This window comes from Paenibacillus rhizolycopersici, from assembly GCF_014947195.2.
Classification (GTDB): Bacteria; Bacillota; Bacilli; order Paenibacillales; family Paenibacillaceae; genus Fontibacillus; species Fontibacillus rhizolycopersici.
Genome location: NZ_JADCNN020000001.1, coordinates 225,435 through 244,921 on the forward strand (window position 1 = coordinate 225,435; position 19,487 = coordinate 244,921).

17 protein-coding genes are annotated in these 19,487 nt (G+C 56.4%); 13 read left to right on the top strand and 4 right to left on the bottom strand.

Annotated features, from left to right (window positions below):
* Positions 1–40 precede the first annotated feature (40 nt).
* The 4 genes from IM700_RS00985 (at position 41) to IM700_RS01000 (ending at position 6,557) form a co-directional block, all read left to right on the top strand.
* Positions 41–1,486, top strand: coding sequence for an alpha-L-fucosidase (locus tag IM700_RS00985; RefSeq protein ID WP_239483476.1), 1,446 nt, complete (start codon positions 41–43; stop codon positions 1,484–1,486).
* A gap of 271 nt (positions 1,487–1,757) precedes the next feature.
* The gene (locus tag IM700_RS00990; RefSeq protein WP_193415637.1) at positions 1,758–2,813 is read left to right on the top strand and encodes a sugar-binding protein; all 1,056 of its coding nucleotides are present in this window, start codon (positions 1,758–1,760) and stop codon (positions 2,811–2,813) included.
* Complete coding sequence (locus IM700_RS00995) at positions 2,814–5,453, top strand: transglutaminase domain-containing protein (RefSeq protein WP_193415636.1); 2,640 nt, start codon at positions 2,814–2,816, stop codon at positions 5,451–5,453.
* A 66-nt stretch (positions 5,454–5,519) separates the two neighbouring features.
* Entirely contained in the window at positions 5,520–6,557 is a 1,038-nt protein-coding gene (locus tag IM700_RS01000; RefSeq protein ID WP_193415635.1) for a glycoside hydrolase family 18 protein, read from the top strand.
* A gap of 186 nt (positions 6,558–6,743) precedes the next feature.
* Here IM700_RS01000 and IM700_RS01005 read toward each other — a convergent pair whose 3' ends face one another.
* Complete coding sequence (locus IM700_RS01005) at positions 6,744–6,968, bottom strand: hypothetical protein (protein ID WP_193415634.1); 225 nt, start codon at positions 6,966–6,968, stop codon at positions 6,744–6,746.
* A gap of 179 nt (positions 6,969–7,147) precedes the next feature.
* On the opposite strand from IM700_RS01005, the gene IM700_RS01010 reads away from it, so the two are divergent.
* Together IM700_RS01010 and IM700_RS01015 are read left to right on the top strand one after the other, a co-directional pair.
* Positions 7,148–7,492: a DUF1492 domain-containing protein gene (locus IM700_RS01010; RefSeq protein WP_068787158.1), complete on the top strand. Its 345-nt coding sequence runs from the start codon at positions 7,148–7,150 to the stop codon at positions 7,490–7,492.
* A complete protein-coding gene (locus IM700_RS01015; protein WP_155608586.1) occupies positions 7,441–7,665 on the top strand; it encodes a hypothetical protein in 225 nt (74 codons plus the stop codon). The genes IM700_RS01010 and IM700_RS01015 overlap by 52 nt, the downstream gene beginning before the upstream one ends.
* A 149-nt stretch (positions 7,666–7,814) precedes the next feature.
* On the opposite strand, the gene IM700_RS01020 is transcribed toward IM700_RS01015, so the two are convergent.
* Genes IM700_RS01020 through IM700_RS01030 form a run of 3 tightly spaced genes read right to left on the bottom strand, consistent with a single transcriptional unit; the run spans position 7,815 to position 9,429 of the window.
* The gene (locus tag IM700_RS01020) at positions 7,815–8,405 is read right to left on the bottom strand and encodes a DUF4825 domain-containing protein (RefSeq protein WP_193415633.1); all 591 of its coding nucleotides are present in this window, start codon (positions 8,403–8,405) and stop codon (positions 7,815–7,817) included.
* Positions 8,402–9,076 carry a permease prefix domain 1-containing protein gene (locus IM700_RS01025; RefSeq protein WP_193415632.1) on the bottom strand — a complete coding sequence of 225 codons (675 nt, stop codon included), beginning with the start codon at positions 9,074–9,076 and terminating at the stop codon, positions 8,402–8,404. Before IM700_RS01025 ends, IM700_RS01020 begins: the two co-directional genes overlap by 4 nt.
* The gene (locus IM700_RS01030) at positions 9,073–9,429 is read right to left on the bottom strand and encodes a PadR family transcriptional regulator (RefSeq protein WP_193415631.1); all 357 of its coding nucleotides are present in this window, start codon (positions 9,427–9,429) and stop codon (positions 9,073–9,075) included. Before IM700_RS01030 ends, IM700_RS01025 begins: the two co-directional genes overlap by 4 nt.
* A gap of 150 nt (positions 9,430–9,579) precedes the next feature.
* On the opposite strand from IM700_RS01030, the gene IM700_RS01035 reads away from it, so the two are divergent.
* The 7 genes from IM700_RS01035 (at position 9,580) to IM700_RS01065 (ending at position 19,412) form a co-directional block, all read left to right on the top strand.
* Positions 9,580–10,290, top strand: coding sequence for a DUF6273 domain-containing protein (locus IM700_RS01035; RefSeq protein WP_193415630.1), 711 nt, complete (start codon positions 9,580–9,582; stop codon positions 10,288–10,290).
* A gap of 532 nt (positions 10,291–10,822) precedes the next feature.
* Positions 10,823–11,854, top strand: coding sequence for a LacI family DNA-binding transcriptional regulator (locus IM700_RS01040; protein ID WP_193415629.1), 1,032 nt, complete (start codon positions 10,823–10,825; stop codon positions 11,852–11,854).
* A 324-nt stretch (positions 11,855–12,178) separates the two neighbouring features.
* Positions 12,179–13,597: an ABC transporter substrate-binding protein gene (locus IM700_RS01045; protein ID WP_193415628.1), complete on the top strand. Its 1,419-nt coding sequence runs from the start codon at positions 12,179–12,181 to the stop codon at positions 13,595–13,597.
* A gap of 152 nt (positions 13,598–13,749) precedes the next feature.
* Positions 13,750–14,835: a carbohydrate ABC transporter permease gene (locus tag IM700_RS01050; protein ID WP_240908821.1), complete on the top strand. Its 1,086-nt coding sequence runs from the start codon at positions 13,750–13,752 to the stop codon at positions 14,833–14,835.
* Entirely contained in the window at positions 14,835–15,947 is a 1,113-nt protein-coding gene (locus IM700_RS01055) for a carbohydrate ABC transporter permease (RefSeq protein ID WP_193415627.1), read from the top strand. Before IM700_RS01050 ends, IM700_RS01055 begins: the two co-directional genes overlap by 1 nt.
* Complete coding sequence (locus IM700_RS01060) at positions 15,944–18,349, top strand: glycoside hydrolase family 65 protein (protein WP_193415626.1); 2,406 nt, start codon at positions 15,944–15,946, stop codon at positions 18,347–18,349. Before IM700_RS01055 ends, IM700_RS01060 begins: the two co-directional genes overlap by 4 nt.
* A gap of 85 nt (positions 18,350–18,434) precedes the next feature.
* Entirely contained in the window at positions 18,435–19,412 is a 978-nt protein-coding gene (locus IM700_RS01065) for an aldo/keto reductase (RefSeq protein ID WP_193415625.1), read from the top strand.
* Positions 19,413–19,487 lie beyond the last annotated feature (75 nt).

Here is a 19,487-nt window from a genome sequence, read left to right on the forward strand (position 1 = left end):
CCGTTAACTTACATTTTCGGACCGAGATAAGGAGGCATCCATGAGCGAGGAGAAATCCGCGACGAACCTGGAGCTATCGGCCGAGCCGCAGACCGAGGCGCCCACCGAGGCGCCTTTTGCGGCTGAACCGGCGGTGGAGCAAGGCGTACACAATTACAGCAGCGAACGAAATTGGGTGAAGCCGGAGGACCCGGTGATCTTGGAACGTTTGGAATGGTTCCAGGATCAGAAGCTGGGCCTGATGATGCACTGGGGGCCTTACTCCCAGCTTGGACTGGTAGAATCCTGGGCGCTCAGCGACGAGGACGGGGATTGGTCCCGGAACGACATCGACTGGACGGAAGACATGGAACGCTTCAAACAGGAATATTTTGATTTGAACCGTACGTTTCATCCGATTCGCTTCCAGCCGGAATTATGGGCGAACGCCGCGGCTGAGGGCGGCTTCAAATATTTGACGTTTACGACAAAACACCATGACGGCTTTTGCATGTGGGATACGCATACGACTGACTATCGGATCACCGGATCGGACTGTCCGTTCCATACGCACCGTTATGCGGACATCTGCCGGGACTTGTTCGATGCGTTCCGTGCCGAGGGGTTGGCGATCTCCGCTTATTTCTCCAAGGCGGACTGGCATACGCCTTATTATTGGGCGCCGGGCATGGAACGAGGCAGCCGAATGTGGCGCGGGCCCTCGTACGATCCGAAGCAATACCCTTGGCTCTGGGAGCGATTCGTCCAGTTCACCCATGAGCAAATCATGGAGCTGATGACGAGGTACGGCCGCATCGACATGCTGTGGCTGGACGCCGGGTGGGTAAACGCCCGCCGCGATCAAGACATCCGGCTTGGCGAGGTAGTGGAGAAGGCACGGCAGATCCAGCCGTGGCTGTTGACGGCGGACCGCACGGTTGGCGGGCCGTACGAGAACCTCATCACGCCGGAGCAAACGGTGCCGGAGCGGCCGCTCACCGTCCCTTGGGAGAGCTGCATCACGATGGGACACTCGTTCTCGTTCAGCTATAGCGACAGCTACAAGTCCGTCCGCGAGCTGGTCCACCTGCTCGTCGATATCGTCGCCAAAGGCGGCAATCTGGCGCTGAACGTCGGGCCGCAGCCGGACGGCCGGCTGCCGAGACCGGCGCTCGAGCGGATGAAGGGGCTAGGCGAGTGGCTGAAGGTTTACGGCGAAGCGATTTACGGAACGCGGATCTGTGAGCCGTACGCTTCAGGGAATAGCTTCTTCACGCGCAAAGGGGACACAAGATACGCGTTAGTGCTGCTTCAAGAGGACGCTGAAGCAACGGCGGGGGACTTGCTGCTGCCGCTTCCCGCTTCCGGCATCGGCCGGATCGACCTCGTTGGCGGAGCCGAGGGGTTGGATTTCCGCCTGTCGCCGGAAGGCGGGGTAGCGGTTCGCCTGCCGGACGCTGTGCGGCAGGAGGAGACGCCGATCGCTTGGGTGCTGCGCATCCGGTGAGGGCGGGGGGCCTCAATGACATGTGCGTAACGGACCTGAAAGACCTTATTTGCCGGAAAAGACGTCAATTTGTCATTTAACGGACTGGAGAGCCGTTATTGACTTGGAATAGTCCGGATTACTGCTCGAAAACGCCAAATAAGGTCAACTGGGTCCGTTAGATTTTGAAAACAGAGCTTATCGGCAAAATAACGGCGCTGGGGTCCGTTAGCGTTAGCTCAAGGACCGGTTGGCGAACTTTACCTCAATCAGGAAAGGAGAGAGAACGATAGTGAATTTCAGCGAAGTGCCTGAACCGGTGATCGAGTTCGCCCCGAAAACGTATGTCTGCAAACGGGCTGTCGCCGGGCCGCTCGTCTTGGACGGGCGGATCGATAAGCCGTTCTGGGATGCCGCTGCATGGACCGACGACTTCGTCGACATCGAAGGCGACCTGCGGCCCAAGCCAAGGAAACGGACGCGGGCGAAAATGCTATGGGATGACGAGCATTTCTACGTAGCTGCCGAAATGGAGGAGGATGAAATTTGGGGGACGCTGACGGAACGGGACTCGGTGATTTTTCATGACAACGATTTCGAGATTTTCATTGATCCGGACGGCGACAGCCATCTGTACTACGAATTTGAAATCAACGCGCTGAATACCGTTTGGGATTTGCTGCTGGTCAAGCCGTACCGTGACGGCGGCCCGCCGGTAAACGGCTGGGATATTCGCGGATTACGCACCGCAGTGTATATAGACGGGGAGCTAAACCATCCTGCCGCGAAGAACCGTCTATGGAGCGTAGAGATTGCGATGCCATGGGCTTCGCTGCGCGAATGCGCGCCGGAGGGGCGGCCACCGGTGCCGGGCGAATTCTGGAGGGTAAACTTCTCCCGGGTGGAATGGCAGGTGGAGGTGCAGGATGGGCGGTACGTCAAGCAAGTCAACCCTGCGACCGGGAACCCTTATCCCGAGGACAACTGGGTCTGGTCTCCGCAAGGGATCGTAAACATGCATTACCCCGAATTGTGGGGTTATGTCGTATTTGCGGATGAAAGCGCCGATGCGGGCGGGGGATCCGCCGGGTTCCCGCTGCCGCAGGATGAATACGTCAAATGGGAGCTTCGGCGGTTATATTACCGGCAGCGCAGCTATTATGCCCGCTGCGGGCGGTTTACTGCGGAGCTTGCTGAACTCGTCACCGCGGAAGAAATGAACACGTTTCGCATCCGGCCAAAGGTCGAGGCGGCAGGCGGGAGATTTGAGATATCCGCGACCACCTCTGACGGGAACGGGATTTTCATGATTCGGGAAGACGGAAAACTGTGGAAGGAGCGATCGTAGATGAGCGTAGAGACACCGGCGTTTTCGCTGAGCGAACAGGAGCTGGAGCAGATTGAACGCAGGTTTGCGGAGATTCGAACGCTGGCCCGAGGCCGGGAGAAGGCGCTGTTTGGGGTATTTGACGGCCCACTGACTACGGAAGAGACATGGGCCCTGAAATTCCTGTATGTGCATATGCCACTGAACGATTTGGCCGATTACGACGGATCGCTGTTCTTGGCTCATGTCCGCCAGGCGTTGGCGGTTCGAAAGCGGGTGCCTTGGGGCGACCGGGTTCCCGATCCTCTCTTCTTGCATTTCGTGTTGCCGTGCCGGGTGAACACCGAGAACATCGAAGACTTTCGCGAGGTGATTTATGCGGAGCTGGGACCGCGGACGGCGGGATGTTCGATGGCGGAGGCGATTCTTGAGGCGAATTATTGGTGCCATGAAAAAGCCACCTACATCGGCAGCGACTTGCGCACCTTGTCGCCGCTTGGCATGATCCGGAACGCGCGGGGTCGTTGCGGCGAGGAGTCGACGCTGGCGGTCGCGGCGCTGCGCAGCATCGGCATTCCGGCGCGGCAATGCTATACGCCGCGTTGGGCGCACTGCGACGATAACCATGCCTGGGTCGAAGCTTGGGCCGACGGCAAGTGGCATTACATCGGCGCGTGCGAGCCGGAAGCCCGCTTGGACCAAGGCTGGTTCAGCGGTCCGGCGCGCCGGGCGATGCTGGTGCACACCCGCGTCCCGGCGACCTATCCCGGCCCGGAAGAGATCACTGTGAAGGGCGGACCGTATGCGGAGCTAAACCTGCTGGCGAATTATGCGCCAACCCGGACGATTGCCGTGGAGGTGAGAGAGGCGGACGGCACGCCGGCGGCAGGAGCGAGGGTGCAGTTCCAGCTGTATAACTATGCCGAGCTGTTCCCGCTGGCCGAGCTGGTGACGGATGACCAGGGCGAAGCTCGATTCACGACCGGTTACGGCGATCTCATCGTCCGGGCCGTACGGAATGAGGCCTGGGGTCAGCGAAAGATCCGGATCGCTGATGGAGACCGGTTCGAGGTCGTACTAAACGGAGCGATATCGGATCTGCCGATCGGAACCGAAGACTTCGAAATGGTGCCCCCACCGGAGCTGGATGGGTCGGAATCAGAACCGCTCTCCGCGGAACTGCTGCGGCGACATGAACAGCGGGTGGCCGAAGGGGCCGCTTTGCGCCGGGCTTACGAGGAGACGTTCCTGACGGAGGCGGAAGCCGAGCAGCTCGCGGCCCAGCTCGGGTTACCGGCGGAGCGGTTGTGGAAGGTGCTGGAGCCTGCCCGCGGCAATGGCCGGGAGATCGCCGCTTTCCTGGAGGAGCGCGTCCCAGAACACGGAGAGTGGCCGCTGCTTTTGCTCGAGAGCCTACGGGAGAAGGATTTGACCGATACGATGCGGGAGACGCTGGACGACCACTTGGCCGGATCGCTGCCATGGAAGGATTCCCACGGCCGGGAGCTGTTCGTGCCGTATGTCATGTGCCCGCGGGTGTTGTTTGAAATGATCGGCCCCTACCGGAAGGAGCTGCTGGCCCGCTTTACCGAAGCGGAGGTGGCCTTCTATCAAGAAGATCCATCCCGGATTGCAAGGCTTCTGAATGAAGGCTGGGAGCTGCGCGAAGGGCCGGGGAACCTGCGTGGGAAAGCGGGGCCGCTAGGCACGTTCCAGCTGCGGGTCGCCGACAAAGGCTCGCTGGACATCTTGTTCGTCGCCTTATGCCGGAGCTTGGGTATTCCGGCAAGGCTGCATCCCAGTGAGCAGAAACCGCAGTATAACGCGGGCGGAACGTGGGTGGACGCCCCAGTCGGGCCGGTTCGGGAAGAGGCAGATACGGAGGAAGAGGCACTCCGTCGTATTGGCATGCTGCGCCTGCGCCGCGAAGCGGAAGGCCGAACCGATGAGCCGGTCGCTTCGTACATGGAGAACTTCACCCTCGCTCGGCTTGAGAGGGGTTACTACAAAACACTGCTGTATCCACATGGCAAAACCGATGTGTACGATACGGCTTTCGAGGTGGAGCCGGGGGAATACCGAATCACGACCGGCGTGCGGTTGAAAGACGGCACGGTCCTAGGGCGGCTGTCGTACTGCCGGGTTGACGAGCAGACGGAGACACAGGTCACGCTAAGCTTTCCGGCTCCGTCGCAGCATATCCCCGTGTACGGGACCCCCGATCCGCAAACGCCGCTATGGCGAGCGGATGGGACCAAGACAACGCTCAGTGCGCTTAGCGGAGGAGAACGCGGCGCGATGATCGCTTGGTTGGAGCCGGATCGGGAGCCGTCGAAGCATCTGCTGCGCGAAACGGGAGAACTCGCGGAAACGTTTGATGTCCTTGGCATCCCAGTGATCTTTGTTCTCGGCAGCGACGATGGCAAGCTGGCTCTGGCCGCCCCTGCCCTCCCTACAGCCAGTTTGCCGGGCGGCACGGTATTCGTAAGCGACCCCGGCTACGCGGCGTTGAAAGATTTGACCGCTGCCGGCATCCAACTGGGGGGCGGGGGCTTCCCACACTTATTTGCGCTGGATCGCGAGGGAAACATCCGCTACATGCAATCCGGTTATAAACCGGGCAGCGGCAAAGAAGCGTTGCAAGTGTTAAGCGAGCTATAGTCGACAAATGGATGACAGGCTTGCGCCGATTCTGATGGCCGCGCAAGCAAAGGAAGGAGCGCCCAAATGAGCCTGAACTATGTGGTGGCGGGATATGTCAGCGACCGCCATCTCCCTGAACTGACGAAGGAAGATTTGATGAAGCTGACCCATATGAATATCGCCTTTGGACATGTGAGAGAGGATCGAATCGAAACCGGGCATCTGCAGAACCTGGGGCTGCTGCCCGAAATGAAAGGGGAACATCCCGGATTGACGGTCCTGCTCTCCGTAGGCGGCTGGAGTGCCGGTGGCTTCTCGGAAGCCGCTTCGACGGAAGCCGGCCGGCAGGCGATGGCCGAGTCAGCAGTCCGGGCTGTCACGGAGCATGCGCTTGACGGAATCGACCTGGATTGGGAGTACCCTTGTTATGCCGCGGCAGGCATTGCTGCCAGTCCGAAGGATAAGGTGAATTTCACGTTGCTGCTGCGCACGATGAGGGAAGCGTTGGACCGGCAAGGCGAGCGAGACGGCCGCCATTATGGGCTGACGATCGCGGCGGGCGCGGACCAATACTATATCGACGGCACGGCGATGGCCGAGGTGCAGCGTTACCTCGATTTCGTCCAGTTGATGACGTACGACATGCGAGGCGGGTTCCAGACGTTGACCGGTCACCACACCAATCTGTACACAGGGACAGGCGATCTGTTTCGCATCAGCGTTGACGCATCGGTTAACCTGTTTGTCCGAGCCGGGGTGCCGAAGGAGAAAATCGTCATCGGCGCGGCGTTCTATTCGCGCATGTGGAAGGACGTTCCGAACGTCAATCGCGGATTGTATCAAATGTCCCCCGGCCCCGGTGGGTACGGCCCGGACTTTACAGCGCTGACCGCCGAGTATATCGATCGTAACGGATTTGTCCGTTACTGGGATGACGAGGCCCAAGCGCCGTATCTCTTCGATGGCCAAACGTTTATCTCTTACGATGACGAAACTTCCATTCGCTGCAAATGCGAATACGTCAAGGAGCAAGAGCTGGCTGGGGTGATGTTCTGGGAGTATGGCTGCGACCGGACGCTCCGGCTGCTGGATGCACTGCACCAAGGGCTCACCAAGCCGTAAGCGTGAGCTCCCAACTGCGGAATAATAAAAGCCTCATGGATCGCCAAATCCCCGGAGTCAAAGGGATAGCGGAGCATGGGGCTTTTTTTCTGACATCAAATGTTCTAAATGTGCCGGGCTCGCTATAGATATAAATAGGGGCGTTTTTCGCCTGATCCTGCGGTACAACCTCCCGTTAGGGAATTTTCACAGTTTCCTAGTTTCTTTGATGACGGGGGAACCGGAGGGTGACCGGTCTTCATCCAGAATGGCATCCAGACGCTGCACCTCCTCGGAGAGGGCCTGCAGGGAAGTCTCGATTTTGCCCAGTTTATCGCCGACGGTTTGCAGCACATATTTGATCAAAATGAAACAAAGCGTGACCGGAAAACCTACATTGGCAACCAACGACACAATATCCGCAACCTGCATAATTGTTACCTCCTTGAATTTTTTGGGCCCTTCACTATATGGGGAAAAAAAGTTCGCCCAGGTACAACCAAAAAATAGAAAAAATGTTATAATCATAATTACTTATATAAAAATGGTTGTGAAAACCCCCTTGAAAATTCCCTATACATAGAAGATGAATATGAAAGGGGGAGGTAGTTTTGAAGGAACAACATACCGTGTACGAGCAATACCGGAAAGAAGTTTATCGAATCGCATGGAGGGTCCAATACAGAGCGAGAGTCGTAAGAAAACGGGAATGTTCATTCAATGGAGTCGAGCCGGCCGTAACCTGCTTCACCTCATCTTCTGATAATAAAATCGTTGTGAGACAGCTGATCAATGCGCTTCCTTCCACGACGGGAAAAACGATCATCTCCAAGATATACTTGCAGGACAAAACGGAGAGGGAAGTCGCCCGCGAGTTGAATATGAGTCAGCAAGGGGTGAACAAATGGAAACGAAAGATGATCAAAGAGTTGTCCCGGATGATGATGAGTTCCTGATTTTGCTCCAAAAGGCCAGGGAAAACGATCCCGAATCGACGTTAAAGTTAATTGAGCTGTTTAAAGGCGATATTATGCATATAAGCAAGTTTATCCATATGTCCGAAGAGGACGCCGTTTCCGACATCATTCTCGAGTTTCTGGAGATGATCAAGAGGCGGGAGGAGGAATAGTGACACACACGCGAACGAAAGTCGGCCAGGAGGTTTTCTCCTGACCGACTTTTTTTATCAAAGCGGTTGTTATTCAGTTTCCCGGATTTCCCTTATAGATGAGTGCGAAAAAAGGCTTCACCTGCCGAAAGCGATAAAGGTTAACAGCGTTAATCGGACAGAACCTGCGTATTGTGGAACAGTTCTTGGAAAGCGCGCCTTGCATACTCCGCATCCTCGAGCTTGCTTTGCACCGCTGTTTTCCAAACAGCGGCGTCACGGGTGAATGCGGAAAACCCATCGACGCCGTACCAGGTCAGCAGATCTTCCCGAGTTACGCGGTACGCAACGGCTCCTTCGTTGAAAATGACGGCCTCCAGGTTATCGACATAAGCGAATGCAGCGGTCGCGCTGTATAGATATGCAGGGTCGCGATCCCGATCCGCCAACGGCGTTGAAGAATCCAGATTCACTTGTACGGTAAATACGTCCGGATCCAGCGCAAAGGAGCGAATCGAGCCGAGCGGAAGCGAACGGAACAGGCCGGTTACTTTAGAGGCGTCGCCCATGTAGGGCGTCGCGTAATGAGCGGTTCGGGCAATATCATGGGTTATCGGACTGTTCTGGTCAGCGGTATACTGAGCTTCGCGCTGATCCTGGCGCGGTAGCGCCACACCTTCTACTACCCCAAAGCAGACCAGTCCCGCGAGGAGCAATGCGAGTATTCCGATGTTCCAACGTCTGAAGCGTTGGGCCGTCATTCGAATTCACCCGCCTCGTGTTTCGAGATCAGCGTGGTGCTTGCCTGGAACGCCAAGGGAATCAAGATCGTCAGAAAAGGCTTGGCGTATTGAATGCCAAGTACGGCAAACTGGTAAGGACCGCCGATTTTGACCTGATGGCCAAACCAGATGTTGCTGCCGAATCGCAGGGCAGTAATGGCCAAGAGGGTGACGAGAATGAACAGGCCCCATAATAGCCAAACCATCCGGCTTCGTCTCCGGGCAACATGGAGGTTGCGCGGAGCCGTAACTTCAAGCGCACGGCCGCGCCAGACGGAGTTCAGGACCAGATAGAGGATTCCGAGCAGCAGGACGAGGACCAAGAACAAAAAACTGAGCGGCGTGCGTTCAATCATGCGTAAAGGAATGGTGAGTATCCACAGAATCAGCGTAAAAAACAGCGTTTTTTGCAGAAGATCCAGCCGATAGCGGTTCACATAGATCTGCGGGCTCTCGTCAATCAGCCCGTCGATACGGGTTAAGCTGGCCGTGGCGGCCTGGACGGCTTGTTCGTACTCCATTCCGCCGGCCATGTAATCGGCGGCTTTGGCTTCCAGATTGCCGAGGATTTCCTCCTTCAGCTCGCGAATGCGTCCGGTTGCCGGGTATCCGGCGAATAAACGATCCACGTGTTTTTGCAGCGGATTCACGATGGGGATCCCTCCTGTTTCTCGATTAAGACATCAATGATTTCGCGGGATTTTTTCCATGCCGACAAATTAGCTTTGTACACTTCAGTTCCTGCAAGGGTGATATGGTAATATTTGCGCCGTCCGCCCATACTGCGGTCTTCGCCCCAATAGGACTCAATTAGCTGTTGAGCTTCCAATCGCTTTAGGCTGGTGTAGAGCGACGGCTCCTTCAATTCGTAGCGGTCCTGGCTGATGACGGAGATGGATTTCATGATCTCATAACCGTAGTTATCGCCCTCCAGCAGCACCCGGAGAATAATCGTATCAATATGGCCGCGGATCAAATCCCGGCTGATGGCGCTATCGTTCATGCGTTCACCTCTTCAGAGAACAATGTAAAACATATTACTATGTGTGTCAAGGTAGTTGGTCGCGGTGCACCCAAAGAGAGATAGAGTTGCGGATCCCCCGGCAACATGTTGTAAGATAGGTAGACTGAGGATGAAGGGGGAGTTAGCGTGATGGAGAGAGTTAACTTGTCAAAGGGAATAGCGAATCCGACCATTAAGCCTGGGGAACGCCTGACTTTCGGTTCGTACCCGCAATCCGCTGACGGGGAAGTCCAACCCATTCTATGGCGGGTTCTTGAGAACACGGGCAGCGAATTGTTTCTCCTGAGCGAGGAGATCTTGGAGTGCAAGCGATATCACGGAAAAAGCGCAGATATTTCGTGGCGCGATGCCGCGGAGGTAACGTGGCGAGATTGTGATTTGCGGCAGTGGTTGAACGAGGAGTTCTATCCTGCTGCTTTTAGCCTAGAGGAACAGGATCTCATCAAGCTTGCGCCTTGTTCGGATCATGGAGAGGGGAGTCCGGATACGGAGGACAAAGTGTTTCTGCTAAGCGTGGCAGAGATCAAAGCGTTCACCGCGGCCCTCGGCAAAACGTGGTTAACCGCCGCGGGGACGGACTACGCGAAGTTGAAGAAGCCCGACGGCTGCAATCTTTATGTTTACGACAAGGGCGAGAGAGAGAATTACGTTCTGCGAAACGGCAAGGAGGAGGGCTGTTCCTGGTGGTGGTTGCGCACACAGGGCAATAAGCCATCACGCGCTCATTTTATCGGTCCCGGGCACAGCATCCGCAGCTATGCCAATGTCAGTCTGGCGCGAGATGGCGTGCGGCCGGCAATCAGGTTAAAGATATTAGAGGGAGGCACACCAGGATTGTGACGATAATATCGATCTGTTGCTGCAGAGTCCCATGTGATCCGTTTCTAACGGAACGTAGAGCCCTTATTTGGCGGGAAACTAGTTGTTCGAAAACCTAACGGAACGTAGAGACGTTATTTGACGTAAATCAAGCCTACTAGACCCCTTTTGAGCCAAATAACGTCTTCTGGTTCCGTTAGGTTGGGAAATAGCGCGGGAAATGGACATTAGCGTCTTCTGGTTCCGTTAGAACCTCGGTGCAGCATCATGAGGTGTAAATCGAGTCGAGTCACAGGACAACGTTAACGCCGAAACCGGACTCAAAGGGATAGTTGTTGATCTGAAACGGATCTCAATTGGATATACGTTGATGCGTAACCGAACACCTAGGGACAATCTGTTACGCGAAACCGGAGCCAAAGGGATAATGGTGAAAAGACGGCAAATGGCCCTATGAACCATAAATTTGTAAGCGCTTCAAAAAAACTCTTGTATTCCAAAATACCCCTTGTTATAATCGCATTGAAAAGCTTTTCAAACCGAGGATGCCGACATGAACAAAAACAAAAACAAACCAACGATACGCGATGTTGCCAATAAAGCGGGTGTCTCCATAAGCACGGTTTCGCGCGTGATGAACGCGCCGGCAAGTGTGGTTGAGAGCAAGCGGCAACGGGTGCTGGCGGCGATTGAGGAGCTGAGCTATCAGCCGAATGCGTTCGCCCGCGGACTGATTTACAAGAAATCTTTTACCCTGGGGCTATTGATCCCCGACATCGAAAATATGTACTACGCCGGAATGATCCGGGGAATGCAGGATGCCTGCAACAAGCTGGGTTATAGCCTGATGATCTGCAACACGGACCGCGATAAGGAACGGATGTTATCCTATATCGACGCGTTTCATGAGAAGCAGGTGGACGGTATTGTGTTTGCCAGCGACAAAATGTTTCCGGAGTATTACGAGAAGCTGGTGGGCTGCCGGATCCCCTTTGTCATGGTGTCCTCCCATTCGGATGAATACGAGATCCCTTGCGTTGAAGTCGACGACGAGGCGGCAGCTTACGACGCGGCCGTTTACCTGATCGAGCTGGGGCATCGCCAAATCGGGATGATCGGTTTCAATCACGAGAACTCGATTTCCGGACCGCCGCGTTACGCGGGGTTTGTCCGAGCCATGACGGAATACGGGCTGACGTCCAACATCGCCAATGTGAAATTTGCCAGTCACTATTTCGAACATGCGTATCAGGCTGCACACGAGCTGTTTACCGAGCATCCTCCACTGACCGCCGTGTTCTGCGTCGCCGATGAATTTGCCATGGGGACGATTTCGTACCTTCGGGATCGGCACATTCTTGTGCCGGGGCAAGTGTCCGTCGTTGGTTTCGACAACCACCGCATGGCCGGCATGTACATTCCAAAACTGACAACGATATCTCAACCCATCTATGACCTGGGCCACCGTGCGGCGGAGAAGCTGCATGAGCTGCTGACAACCGGCAGTGTAACGGTGCCCCGAGAAGTCCTCCAACACAAACTCATCGTCCGCGAATCGTCGCGAGAAAGAGCAACCACGATTTAACAACGTGTACCAACTTGAACCCAATCCACATGAACGCACCACGATCAAACACCACCTACACGATCACTACTTACACGAACACCACTACGAACTACGCAATCAACAAAGTTACCAATAACTTTTTGAAAAGCTTTTCAAAAAAACGGAACATTCCAGTTGGGCAGGTCATACACTTATACCAAAATGAAAACGGATTCAGGGGGAGCCTCATTCATTCGACTGTTGAAATGCTTTTCAAGGAGGTGATTTGCCGAATAGCGTTCCATTGTCAGCCAGACCTTCAGATGGTTTCTCATACAACATATCGAAGGGGATGTAGGGTCAATGAATAAAAGATCAAAATGGACTTCTTTACTGCTTGTTAGCGGATTATCGTTTACGCTTCTCCTCAGCGCTTGCGGCGGAGGGAACAATGCGGCAAATAACGAACCGGCGGCCCCGGCCAACACCGGAACCACGGAGCAGAATACAAATGAAGGCACCGCTACGAATGACGCCGCAGCCACCGGCTCGCCGCTGGAGCTCGCGTTGAAAGGCGAATATAAAGGCACCAAGGTAACGATGTTCGGGCCATTCGTGGACGCCGACCAGGTGAAATTCGAGACCAGTATCAAGGATTTCGAGGAAAAGACGGGCATCGATATCCAATACGAAGGCTCCAAGGAGTTTGAGGCGACCATCAACGTCCGCGTGGACGGTGGTAACGCGCCCGATATCGCCGACTTCCCGCAGCCGGGATTGCTGGCTGCCGTAGCCAAAACCGGCAAGGTCATTGACCTTACCGGCATTCTCGATCAGGAGAAGCTGAAGGCCAATTACAATCAAAGTTGGCTCGACATGGCGACGATGGACGGCAAGGACGGTAAAATCATGGCGGGCGTATGGAACCGCAGCAACGTGAAGAGCTTGGTGTGGTATCCGAAGAAACAGTTTGAGGAAGCGGGCTACACCATTCCGCAAACCTGGGATGAGCTGATGGCGCTGACGGAACAAATCGCTAAGGATGGCGACACCGCTTGGGGCATCGGGATCGAAAGCGGCGCGGCAACAGGCTGGCCGGCTACCGACTGGGTCGAAGACATCATGCTCCGTACGACCTCGCCGGAGAATTATGATAAGTGGGTTAGCGGGGAACTGCCATTCACTTCCCCTGAAGTGAAGCACGCGGTGGAAAAGATGTCGGAAATCTGGATGAACCCGGATTATGTGTATGGCGGAACGAAGTCGATCGTGACCACGGCCTTTGGCGATTCGCCTGCCCCGATGTTCGACAATCCGCCGAAGGTGTGGCTGCACCGTCAAGCTAACTTCATCACCAGCTTCTTCCCGGAAACGGCGAAAATCGATGAAGACTACGACTGGTTCTACCTGCCGCCGATTGATGAGCAATATGGCAAACCGGTGCTTGTCGCCGGCGATATCTACTCGATGTTCAACGATCGCCCAGAAGTTCGGGCCGTCATGGAGTTCTTCACGACCGGCGAATCGATTAAATCTTGGGTACAATCCGGCGGCGTCATTGCGCCGATGAACGACGCTTCGCTTGACTGGTATACCTCTGAGGCGGATCGCCGCATGGCGAAGCTCGTGCAAGAGGCTTCCACGCTGCGATTCGACGGTTCTGACCTGATGCCGGGTAAAGTGGGTGCCGGCACCTTCTGGAAGGGAATGACCGACTACGTGAGCGGCACGGCTACGCTGGATGAAGCGCTGGCGCAAATTCAGGAAGGATGGAAGAACTAAATTTAGCTAGGTAGCAAAGGCATGCCATAATAATACTGCACCGCTGGAGGGGCGCGCGAACCGAAACGTGGGTTCCGGTACACCGCCCCTCTTAATTATGAATCCAACCGGTTATTCAGAAAATTACGCTCACCAAACTTTTAGGAGGGGTCATGATGAGTTCAGAGGCCAAGCGAACCGTCAGCCTAAGGGCCGTGCTCTTCACCCTGGTCATTTTGCTCGCCAATGCCGCCGGACACGGATTGATATTCCGTTTCTTCCGCGACTCGACGCTGAATCCGCTGTTGACCGCGGTATGCGCGGTCCTATGGGGCGTGCTCGGCGTATATTTTCTTTTTTATACGTTTAACCTGGCGGTGGAGCAATATCCGGAACAGGTCCGGCGGAAGGTGCTGCCGTTTATCTTCATCGGCCCAGCGGTCATCTTGCTAGGATGGCTCCTTGTTCTGCCCGCCGTTCGGACGCTCTATCTCAGCTTCTTTAACGCCTCCTCGGAGAAGTTTGTGGGGCTAGCCAACTATGCGGCGATTTTCACCGATAAGCTGATGGGGACGGCACTGCGCAACAACCTGCTATGGGTGTTCCTCGGCACGCTGGCTTGCGTTGGGTTCGGGCTGCTGATTGCAATCCTCGCCGATCGCAGCAGCTATGAGAAGATCGCCAAGTCGATCATCTTTATGCCCATGGCCATCTCGTTTGTGGCGGCGGGGGTGATCTGGAAGTTTGTGTACTATTATCAGCCCGGTGACCAGCAGATCGGCTTACTTAACGCCATCGTCGTTGCCCTGGGCGGAGAAGCACAGGCCTGGACCAGCATGCTGCAGCCGTGGAATAATCTGTTTCTCATTCTGATTCTGATCTGGATGCAAACCGGGTTCGCCATGGTGATTTTCTCCGCGGCGATTAAAGGCGTCCCGGACGATATTCTGGAAGCGGCGCGTGTGGACGGGGCCGGTGAAATCAAAATCTTCTTCCGCATCATCATTCCGTTTATCTCCGCAACGATCCTGACGGTGACGACGACGATCATCGTGTTTACGCTAAAAATCTTCGACGTTGTTATGGTCATGACCGGCGGACAATACGGGACGGAAGTGGTGGCTACGCAGTTTTACCGGCAGTTCTTTATGTACCGCAATTTCGGATACGGCTCCACGCTGGCGATTGTCCTGCTGATTGCCGTGCTGCCGGTCATCTTCTTTAATCTGCGGCAGATCCGCAAGCAGGGGGGATTCTAATGGCGGGCACGAATCAGCCACGTACCACAGGAACCAAACGCAAACGCGGCAAAACGATCGTCAATCTCGTACTGGGCGTCATCTGCTTATTATGGCTCATTCCTACGCTGGGATTATTGATCTCCTCCTTCCGGCCAGCGTCGGATATTCTGCATACCGGTTGGTGGAACGTGTTTCCCCACCTGGAATGGACGAATGCGGAGACGATTCAGCTGTCCAAAGATATCGATCTGCGCGAGCCGATTGAGGTGAATGGGCAAACCTTCAACGACGACGAGCTGAAAGCCGGGGTTCTCAGCGATGACCAACGGCTGATCTGGGAGAATCGCCGTGCCCGCACACTAAACGTGCAGGAGCAGGGCTGGGAGTTTAAGCCGGCGCTGACGCTGGAGAACTACAAGAACGTGCTGTCCGGAAAAGAATACAAGCTGAAGCTGGCTGACGGCAGCGAATCGATTCAGAAGGGGACTGGGTTGTCCCAGGCGTTCTGGAACACGCTGACGATCGCCGTACCGGCGACGGTCATCCCGGTGCTGATCGCTTCGTTTGCCGCCTACGCGTTTGCCTGGCTGCGGTTCCCCGGGCGCAAAACGCTGTTCGTGGTGATCATCGCGATGCTGGTCATTCCGCTGCAGGTCGCGCTCATCCCGGTGCTGAAGGATTACACTGCATTGGGCCTGAACGGCAGCTACCTGGGCATTTGGTTGGCTCATACCGCCTTCGGCTTACCGCTCGTGACGTATTTTATGTATAACTTCATCAGCCAGTTGCCGAAGGATTTGTTCGAATCGGCTTTCATTGACGGGGCGAGTCACTTTACGATCTTCTCCCGGTTGATCCTGCCGTTGTCCGTACCGGCACTGGCTTCGATCGGCATCTTCCAGTTCCTGTGGGTATGGAACGATTATCTGGTATCGCTGATCTTCATCGGCAACCAGCCAAGCGTGCAGGTGATGTCGATGAAAATAGCCGACCTCGTCGGATCGAGAGGAAACGACTGGCATCTGCTTACGTCGGCGGCGTTTATCTCCATGCTGATGCCGCTCACGATCTTTTTCCTCTTGCAGAAGTACTTTGTCAGAGGGTTGATGGGAGGCTCGGTGAAAGGATGAACAAACGGTCTGAGGAGCACCCGGCGACACTGCATTCCCCGCGGGAATGGAGCCTGGTCGAGGATGCGTACGATGAGAAGGACAATCAGCGCAAGGAGAGCTTGTTTGCCTTGGGTAACGGGTACATCGGGATGCGCGGCCATTTTGAGGAGGGGTACCACGGGCAGGAAGGAATCTCGGTGCGCGGCTGTTATGTGAACGGGTTCTACGATACCGCGCCGATCCTTTATCCCGAAGGGGCGTATGGGTTTCCGTTCGAGGGCCAAGCGATGCTAAACGTGACGGATGCCGGGGTCATCAAGCTGACCCTCGAGGGCGAGACCTTTCATTTGAACCGGGGGCATGTGCGATTCTACAAAAGAGTGCTGCATATGCAAAGCGGTGTGTTGCACCGGTTGGTAGAATGGGAATCCCCAGCCGGACACCGCGTGCTGATTCATATCCGCCGCCTGGTGTCGTTGACCCATCGGCATCTGGCGGCGATCCACTACGAGGTGACGGCGCTGAACTTCGACGGCACCGTGTCGATCTGCTCGGCGATGGACGGGGACATCGCCGAGGCAGATGCGCCGGACCGGGGCGGAGATCCGCGCCTCGGGGCGCGCCGCACGGAGCCCCGCCTCCTGTTGGAGGAGGCGGGGAGCGACGGGCGCGGCGGCGGCTGGCTGAAGCAGCGCACGCGGCATAGCCGCTTCGCGCTGCTGACGGCGATGAGCCACCGGCTGGCGCTGCCGCCGTCCGCCTCGTATAGCCTGTCGGAGAAGCACGACAGGCAGCGGTTGTCGGTGCAGTACGACGTGGCGCTGCGCCGGGGGGACACCGTTTCGCTGAGCAAATTTATCAGCACTCACACCTCCCGAGATACCCGGGAGGAAGAGCTGCTGATGCGAAGCGCGGAAGTGCTGCAGATGGCCGAAAGCCGCGGCTTCGACGGGCTGGCCGAGGAGCAGCATGCTTATCTGGACGCGTTCTGGAGCCGCGCCGACGTGGAGATCAAAGGCGATCCCGCGCTCCAGCAGGGGCTGCGGTTTAACGCGTTTGGCCTGCTGCAGTCGGCCGGACGCGACGGGCGGACCAGCATGGCCGCCAAGGGTCTCACCGGCGAAGGGTATGAAGGGCATTATTTCTGGGACACCGAAATGTACGTACTGCCCTTCTTTACCTTCACGACGCCGGAGATCGGCCGGGCCTTGCTGGAATTCCGCTACCGCACGCTGGAGCAGGCGCGGCAGCGGGCGAAGGTGATGTCGCAGCGGGGCGCGCTGTATCCGTGGCGGACGATTGGCGGCGAGGAGAACTCCGCCTATTTCCCGGCGGGCACCGCGCAGGCCCATATCAACGCCGACATCGCCTACGGCATCCGCCAATACGTCCAGGCGACGGGAGACGAGGTGTTTCTCGTGCAGCAGGGCGCGGAGATCTTGTTCGAGACGTCCCGGTTCTGGGTGGACCTCGGCCATTACAATCCGGCCCGTGGCGGTGCTTTTTGCATCGACGGGGTGACTGGTCCGGACGAATACACGGCGGTTGTGAACAACAACGTCTACACGAACCTTATGGCCCGCGAACACCTTCGGTATGCCTGCGAGACTGCGGGGGTGCTGCGCGAGCGGTACTCTTCGGATTTCGCCCGGCTTGAGCGGAAGATCGGTCTCACGGAAGGGGAAATCCTTGGTTGGCAGCAGGCGGCGGACAAGATGTACGTCCCGTATGACGAGGAATTGGGGATCTACGCGCAGGACGATGCGTTCTTGTCCAAGCGGAAATGGGATTTCGCCGGCACGCCGCCGGAAAACTATCCGTTGCTGCTGCACTACCATCCGCTTGTCATCTACCGTCATCAGGTGTTGAAGCAAGCCGATCTGGTGTTGGCGTTGTTTTTGCTAGGCGAGCAGTTTTCGCGGGAGGAGAAAATCCGCAACTACCGGTATTACGAACCGCTGACGACGCATGATTCCTCGCTGTCCCCATGTATCCACAGCATCATCGCTGCTGAAATCGGCGAGTTGGAAGACGCTTACGACTATTTCAGCCGGACGGTGCGGATGGATTTGGACGACGTGAACGGCAATGCCAAGGACGGATTACATACCGCGGCGATGGCAGGCTCGTGGATGGCGGTCGTGAACGGGTTTGGCGGAATGCGGCTCGATAGCAGCGGCGTGTTGGGTTTCCGTCCGGTACTACCTCCGCAATGGGAGAGCTGCCGGTTTAAGGTGATGCACCGGGGGCGACTTCTTGAGGTGTTTTTTGACAAGGAGCAGGTCGTCTATACGCTTCGCGAAGGGGAGGGCCTGGAGATTCGGCACGACGGAGAACGCCTTGTGATTCGCCCGGGTGAACCCGTCCGACGTGAGTTAGCGGCGGATCGCGAACCAGCCGACAGCCACCTGGCTAACTAGGGTGCGCGTCCCTTTTGCGGGAGCCTGTCCGGCGGGCGTATAATGGGGGCGTAGGACCATTTTGGACGCGACAGGAGGAAGAACGATGAATTACAGAACGCTGGGCCGAACCGGGCTGCGGATTTCCGAAATTGGCTACGGGGCTTGGGGGATCGGCAAATCCGGATGGGTTGGAGCCAGCGACGACCAGTCGCTGCAAGCGCTGCGCCGCTCCATTGAGCTGGGCCTTAACTTTATCGATACCGCCCTCGGGTACGGGGATGGCCACAGCGAGAAGCTGGTGGGACAGGTCGTTCGCGAGCAGAAGGCACAGGGGAAGGACATTTACGTGGCCACCAAAATTCCGCCGAAAAACGGCCAATGGCCCGCTCGCGCCGGTGTACCGGCTGACGAAACGTTTACCGCCGAGCATGTGATTGCCTGCACGGAGCGGAGCCTCGGTCATCTCGGCCTGGAGACGATCGATGTGCAGCAGTTCCACGTCTGGTCCGATGAGTGGGTGGGCCAGGGCTCTTGGTTGGAAGGCATACAAAAGCTGAAGGAACAGGGGAAAATCCGCCATTTTGGCGTCTCCATCAATGACCATCAGCCGGAAAATGCGATCAAGCTGATCGAAACCGGGGTCGTGGATACCGTTCAGGTCATCTATAACCTTTTCGATCAAAGTCCGGAGGACCAACTGCTGCCAGCCTGTGAGAAGCACCATGTTGGCGTGATCGTCCGGGTTGCGTTGGACGAAGGCGGATTGACGGGCAAAGTAACGCCGGAGACCACATTCGAGGAAGGCGACTTCCGTAATCACTATTTCCGCGAGGACCGGAAGCAGGAAGTGTACAATCGGGTGCAGAAGATCGCCGCTGAGCTAGGAGTTTCGCTGGAGGAGATGCCGGAAATCGCGCTGCGTTACGTTCTGAGTCACCCGGCGGTATCGACGGTCATCCCGGGAATGCGAACGGTTCGCAACGTTGAGCGCAACATGCCGGTTGGCGACGGCCGCGGCTTAAGCGCCGAACAGGTAGCCAAGCTGAAATCCCACCGCTGGATCCGCAATTTCTATCAATAAACCATAAGCGTGAGGAACGCCGTGAACAAAAGCGACCCCTTTGCATAAAACAAAGGTGGCCGCTTTTTTTTTGCG

Coding starts and splice junctions, on each gene's coding strand:
- IM700_RS00985 (WP_239483476.1), top strand. CDS start 41: ATGAGCGAGGAGAAATCCGCGACGAACCTGGAGCTATCGGCCGAGCCG.
- IM700_RS00995 (WP_193415636.1), top strand. CDS start 2,814: ATGAGCGTAGAGACACCGGCGTTTTCGCTGAGCGAACAGGAGCTGGAG.
- IM700_RS01000 (WP_193415635.1), top strand. CDS start 5,520: ATGAGCCTGAACTATGTGGTGGCGGGATATGTCAGCGACCGCCATCTC.
- IM700_RS01005 (WP_193415634.1), bottom strand. CDS start 6,968: ATGCAGGTTGCGGATATTGTGTCGTTGGTTGCCAATGTAGGTTTTCCG.
- IM700_RS01015 (WP_155608586.1), top strand. CDS start 7,441: ATGGAAACGAAAGATGATCAAAGAGTTGTCCCGGATGATGATGAGTTC.
- IM700_RS01020 (WP_193415633.1), bottom strand. CDS start 8,405: ATGACGGCCCAACGCTTCAGACGTTGGAACATCGGAATACTCGCATTG.
- IM700_RS01030 (WP_193415631.1), bottom strand. CDS start 9,429: ATGAACGATAGCGCCATCAGCCGGGATTTGATCCGCGGCCATATTGAT.
- IM700_RS01035 (WP_193415630.1), top strand. CDS start 9,580: ATGGAGAGAGTTAACTTGTCAAAGGGAATAGCGAATCCGACCATTAAG.
- IM700_RS01040 (WP_193415629.1), top strand. CDS start 10,823: ATGAACAAAAACAAAAACAAACCAACGATACGCGATGTTGCCAATAAA.
- IM700_RS01045 (WP_193415628.1), top strand. CDS start 12,179: ATGAATAAAAGATCAAAATGGACTTCTTTACTGCTTGTTAGCGGATTA.
- IM700_RS01050 (WP_240908821.1), top strand. CDS start 13,750: ATGATGAGTTCAGAGGCCAAGCGAACCGTCAGCCTAAGGGCCGTGCTC.
- IM700_RS01055 (WP_193415627.1), top strand. CDS start 14,835: ATGGCGGGCACGAATCAGCCACGTACCACAGGAACCAAACGCAAACGC.
- IM700_RS01060 (WP_193415626.1), top strand. CDS start 15,944: ATGAACAAACGGTCTGAGGAGCACCCGGCGACACTGCATTCCCCGCGG.
- IM700_RS01065 (WP_193415625.1), top strand. CDS start 18,435: ATGAATTACAGAACGCTGGGCCGAACCGGGCTGCGGATTTCCGAAATT.